5 protein-coding genes are annotated in these 4,957 nt (G+C 36.5%); 1 reads left to right on the top strand and 4 read right to left on the bottom strand.

Annotated elements, in window-relative coordinates:
• Positions 1–25: 25 nt before the first annotated feature.
• The 4 genes from BFL01S_RS18925 to BFL01S_RS18910 are packed head-to-tail and all read right to left on the bottom strand — an operon-like array spanning position 26 to position 3,784.
• Positions 26–508 carry an RNA polymerase sigma factor gene (locus BFL01S_RS18925; RefSeq protein ID WP_061786639.1) on the bottom strand — a complete coding sequence of 161 codons (483 nt, stop codon included), beginning with the start codon at positions 506–508 and terminating at the stop codon, positions 26–28.
• Positions 509–521: 13 nt separating this feature from the next.
• A complete protein-coding gene (locus tag BFL01S_RS18920) occupies positions 522–2,528 on the bottom strand; it encodes a DUF6449 domain-containing protein (RefSeq protein WP_025910216.1) in 2,007 nt (668 codons plus the stop codon).
• Complete coding sequence (locus BFL01S_RS18915; protein ID WP_025910217.1) at positions 2,503–3,402, bottom strand: ABC transporter ATP-binding protein; 900 nt, start codon at positions 3,400–3,402, stop codon at positions 2,503–2,505. Before BFL01S_RS18915 ends, BFL01S_RS18920 begins: the two co-directional genes overlap by 26 nt.
• On the bottom strand, positions 3,395–3,784 hold the full coding sequence (locus BFL01S_RS18910; RefSeq protein WP_025910218.1) for a GntR family transcriptional regulator: 390 nt from the start codon (positions 3,782–3,784) through the stop codon (positions 3,395–3,397). The genes BFL01S_RS18915 and BFL01S_RS18910 overlap by 8 nt, the downstream gene beginning before the upstream one ends.
• Before the next feature lie 289 nt (positions 3,785–4,073).
• Between BFL01S_RS18910 and BFL01S_RS18905 the strand changes: the two genes are divergently transcribed.
• Positions 4,074–4,952, top strand: coding sequence for a LysR family transcriptional regulator (locus tag BFL01S_RS18905; RefSeq protein WP_025910220.1), 879 nt, complete (start codon positions 4,074–4,076; stop codon positions 4,950–4,952).
• Positions 4,953–4,957 lie beyond the last annotated feature (5 nt).

Here is a 4,957-nt window from a genome sequence, read left to right as displayed (position 1 = left end):
ACTCTAAGTAGAAGATTGGCTTCTTTCACATAAGCTGATATGCATAATGCTTCATGAATAGCTTTCGTGCTCGATAAAGTGCAGACTTAATAGTCGTGACTTTCATGTTAAATTGTTCAGAAAGCTCTTCATATTTTAAACCATACTCATATTTTAAGATCAATAGGTTTTTATATTGAGGCTTTAATTTATTTAAAGCTTTTACATATTGCTCAAATTGCTCTTTGGATAATACAAAATCCATCGGTGCATTTTTTAGCTCTGTTGGTCCCTGTGTTAGCACATAGCGAGTATGAACGGAATTTTTTCTGATTAAATCACAGCGCTTATTTAAAGCAACTCGAAACAACCAAGCTCTTTCTTTCCCCTGTTCAACTTTATGTTGATTTTCTAAGTATTTCATCGCTACATCTTGCGTGATATCTTCAGCATCTTGCTTGCTGACACCTCGCTTTTGCAAATAAGCTAGCACCTGTCGCAAATATGGTTCAATATTGCTAGCACTCATATTTCTTCTCCCTTTATTTTAGTAATTTTTCTTTAATAAAGTCTGGAACTGTCTCCTCAGTAAATTCCTGGATTTCAGGAGTACTAGGATCTTCTTTATAATAGATACCGACTAAATAAGCTCCGTTGCTTGCCCAAGATACGGTTTCTAAAATTTCTTCTTTTTGATCGTTATTCTTCACTTCAATCGTTTTCTCAGATTCTACTAATGAAGGAAATTCTTCGTCTGCATAAAAGTCTATTTCATGCTGATGTGGATTTTTTAGCACAACTATTTTTTCAATATCTTCTGGTAATACACGCACTTTGTTATATAGGCCTTTTTTCTTTAGCCAATCGCTCACTTCATCATACGATTTTTCCCAGGTTACGTGTTGCTTATTTTTGCCTTGGCCCGTATTGAAATCAATATAAGCCCATGGTCCGCGCTCGCTGTACATTTCTTCAAATGTTTCGTTTTTCATCGACGTTTTTAGTATTTCAGCAAGCGCTTTAATATCTTCTGGGTTGCGAATGCTAGCTTGCTTACTAATTTGTCCATCCGAGGTAATTTGTACATTTGTAACATCACTCATATCTCCACTTCGTAAAAATGGATTAAAGTTTTCTTTAAACTCTTTTGTTTCAGCGATTTTCTTATACAGTGGATGATACGCTTTAAAGTTCAACTCATACTCACGCACAAGCGTCTTGCCGTTTTTAAGCTTATAGGCAATTGCTACTGTGCGCCCTTCATCTCCTTGAATATCCTTACTTGTCATTGAGACTGGATTCTTTGCTAATTGTTCATGTAGCCGATGAATTGCTTCAACTGCTTCTTGACTCGTATAGTAATAGGGAGGAACATACTCGTTTCCATATTCTGTGTACTGTTCACTGGTTGGATCTTCAGTAATTAAATAGGTTCCTTCTTCGAAATAAACACTTTCTACTTCATTTAGTGCAGGAACCTTTGATTCATAGCCAAACGCATCAATATGAACAAATGCACCAATAGCAAAGAAAATAGCTAATGAAATCACATATCCTTTCCAATACTTAGCGATTCGCCACGTTTTGTGTAAAATGACCTGAGCAACAATATACCCAATAAGAGCACCTAACACATAGCCAAAGACCATCCATCCAAATGTTCCTTGCATGGACCCAAAATAAACACCGCCAACAAGTAGCGCACATGTAGTCACACCGTAAACAAAAATTGGTTTCACCCATTTAAATGAAATGGACTGAGTGGCCGCTTCGATATGACGCTTTTTATACGCGATGTATCCAATCGCATAAAAGATAATGATAAGTATGACGTAAATCCATGGACTAATTGTTAAATTCTTTTTCGTCATTAACTCCGTCGCATGTAAAAACGGTATTAATTTTTCAGCACTTTTATTTAAATAATAATCAATTGGGAATCCATACCAATAGAATTTTAAATTTGATAAAAGAAGCATAACGAAGCCACCAGGTAAAAGAAACAGAACGTATAGGAAAATAGCTTGTAAGATTGAGATACCTGTGAACATTCCAAATGCTACTGTTCCAAAGAACACAACAAGGTTAAAAATAATTGTGTAACCTGCCCATACCATAATGTCTTTTGCTGTATAGAGATCTGTAACGTTTAACATCCCTTTTACAAGGCCGATTATACCTGCTGTAATTACCACCGGCACGACAAGAATTGCGATACCCACAATGATGTTTTGGTGATATAAAGCTTCTCTTCGAACTGGCAAACTATGAAAATAGTCTGCTGCTGCTTTGGTTTGAATATAACGGAATAAAAAAACCGCGAGTAACACCGGTACTGTAAACATAAAGACAAGCTGTAAGCCATCGAATAGCTCAAATAATGTCTTAATCTTTTCTGGCTTAAATTCTGGATTGCCCGTATACTTCATTAGAAGCTGGAGAGGAAGAGCAAACAAAAGAAGGAATGAGTAAACTAATCCGATCCACCCTACGCTTCTAAATGACTGTGTGAACAGCCCTCGATTAAACGATGATATTTTCGATGGCATAACCAACATCCCCCATTTCGTAAATAAAGATTTCTTCGAGCGTAAGCGGTAAAATATCAAATACAAGCGGCTTGTATGATTGAATGCGAGACGCTAGCTTATTTTCTTTACCACGTACAATACAAAGAAGTACGCTTCCTCGCTTCTCTTCGTATAAGATTTCCAAGTCTTCATGAAACGCAAGCGGTACGTCGCCTTTAAAAGCTACTTGAATCTTGTGAATATCTGATTTCAAATCGTCAAGGTCTTTTTCAATTAACAGCTGTCCTTGATGCAAAATGCCCACATGATCACATAAATCCTCCACTTCACGAAGGTTATGAGAGGAAATTAAAATGGTCATCTCGCGTTCCGCTACGTCTTGCACTAGTAAATTCTTGATTTTTTGACGCATAACAGCATCCAGCCCATCTAGAGGCTCATCTAATATTAAAATATCCGGCATCGTGGATAAAGCGAGCCAAAATGCTACTTGTCGCTGCATCCCTTTCGACATACGGTGTACCTTTTTCTTCAAGTCAATTGGAAATGCCTGCTTTAACTGCTGAAAACGTTCTTCGTTCCACGTTGGGTACATATTCTTGTAAAATTGCGCAAGCTGCTTAATCGTGGATTGTGCAAAAAAGTACGGAATGTCTGGAAGAAAAATGATGCTTTGCTTAAGAGCCACATTTTCAAATACTTCTTCATTGTCAATATGTATGCTCCCTGAATTTTGACGATAAATGCCCGCAATTGTTTTTAATAATGTTGTTTTACCTGCACCGTTGGACCCAAGCAAACCATAAATAGATCCTTTTTTAACAGTTAGAGAAACATTGTTTAATACTTTTATATCTTCAAAGGATTTTTTTACTTCGGTTAATTCAATCATCACTTTCTCCCCCTTTGACGGTTTGTTCAGCTTGTGAAATAAGTGATAAGATTTCTTCTTTTCCCATTCCTAAATACATCGCTTCAGCAATAAGCTTTACTAAATCCTCTTTCATTTTTTTCACCTTTTCATTGTTTAATAGTTCCGATTGCGCCGTCACAAAACTTCCTTTTCCAGGAATTGAATAAATATAATTTTGGTGTTCTAGCTCTCGATATGCTTTTTGAATTGTATTAGGGTTAATTGTTAGTTCTTTCGCTAGCAAGCGTACAGACGGCAGTTTCTCGTCTGCTTTAAAAACTTCATGGATAATTAGCTCTTTTAACTTATCAACTAATTGTTCATAAATAGGCTTACGACTACGAATATCTAAATCAAACATACTTTCCCTCCTCTCCATCACATTTATCATTTATCATTCATCATGATCGTATGTTCAAATGTACTAACTGTACTATATGTGTTACTACAGTTAGTATTATACAACGTTATCTGGAAAAAACAAGTACTTTTGTGACTTTTATTACAAAAAGGTAACAAACAGATTATCTAACGTAATTCAATTCGATAACTTATAAATCTGATAAGGAAAATAGGTATTAAGCTATCTATTAACAAAAACTTACTATATAATGAACTCATAAGATGTTTTATGTAAGGAGCGATTTACCATGTATTACGACGCATTGCGAACCTTTGTGACGGTTGTAGAAGAAAAAAGCTTTACAAAAGCTGCTGAAAAATTGTTAATTTCGCAACCAAGCGTAAGCGTACATATAAAAAATTTAGAAAAAGAGTTTCAAACCTCATTGTTTTTACGTTCGCCTAAATTATTAAAAATTACGCCAAGCGGCGAGATCCTTTATACTCGTGCGAAGCAAATGATTCAAATATACGAGCACACGAAGCGAGATATTTATGAACATCACCACTTAGTTAAAGGCACTTTAACAATTGGAGCTAGCTTCACAATTGGTGAATACGTTCTTCCTTCGTTTCTTGCTAAGCTTCAAGCACAGTATCCCGATATCAACGTAAACGTAACGATTGGCAACACAAAGGAAATTGCGCAGCTGGTTCGACACTTTAAGTTAGATGTAGGATTAATTGAAGGACAAACCGATGACCATGAGCTCCATATTGAACCGTTTATGGAAGATGAGCTCGTGGTTGTAGCGGGTACGGCTCATCCATTAGCAGCACAGCAGCACGTTGCAATAAGCGAGCTTCAAAACGAAGGTTGGGTTGCGCGCGAAACAGGGTCTGGTACAAGAGCCTATCTTGATCTGATGATGAGTTCAAATGGACTAAAAATGAAGAGCATGTTAACCATCAGCAGCAATCAAGGAGTTAAGGAAGCAGTTATGCAGAACTTAGGATTATCGGTCCTTTCAAAATCCGCTATAAAACAAGATGTGGCACAAGGGAATTTAGCTATCTTAAACCTTGACACTGAACCATTTAAACGGAAATTTTCGTATATTTATCCGACCACGAATGGACAAAATAAAATCGTAGAACTGTTTTTACATCTGTTAACGTCTAACTAACAAAA

It is taken from the genome of Priestia flexa NBRC 15715 (assembly GCF_001591565.1).
GTDB lineage: Bacteria > Bacillota > Bacilli > Bacillales > Bacillaceae_H > Priestia > Priestia flexa.
This window is presented reverse-complemented; position numbering and strand designations above follow the sequence as displayed.

Excerpts from the sequence above, each read along its gene's own strand:
- BFL01S_RS18925 (WP_061786639.1), bottom strand. The coding sequence starts at position 508 with ATGAGTGCTAGCAATATTGAACCATATTTGCGACAGGTGCTAGCTTAT.
- BFL01S_RS18920 (WP_025910216.1), bottom strand. The coding sequence starts at position 2,528 with ATGCCATCGAAAATATCATCGTTTAATCGAGGGCTGTTCACACAGTCA.
- BFL01S_RS18915 (WP_025910217.1), bottom strand. The coding sequence starts at position 3,402 with ATGATTGAATTAACCGAAGTAAAAAAATCCTTTGAAGATATAAAAGTA.
- BFL01S_RS18910 (WP_025910218.1), bottom strand. The coding sequence starts at position 3,784 with ATGTTTGATTTAGATATTCGTAGTCGTAAGCCTATTTATGAACAATTA.
- BFL01S_RS18905 (WP_025910220.1), top strand. The coding sequence starts at position 4,074 with ATGTATTACGACGCATTGCGAACCTTTGTGACGGTTGTAGAAGAAAAA.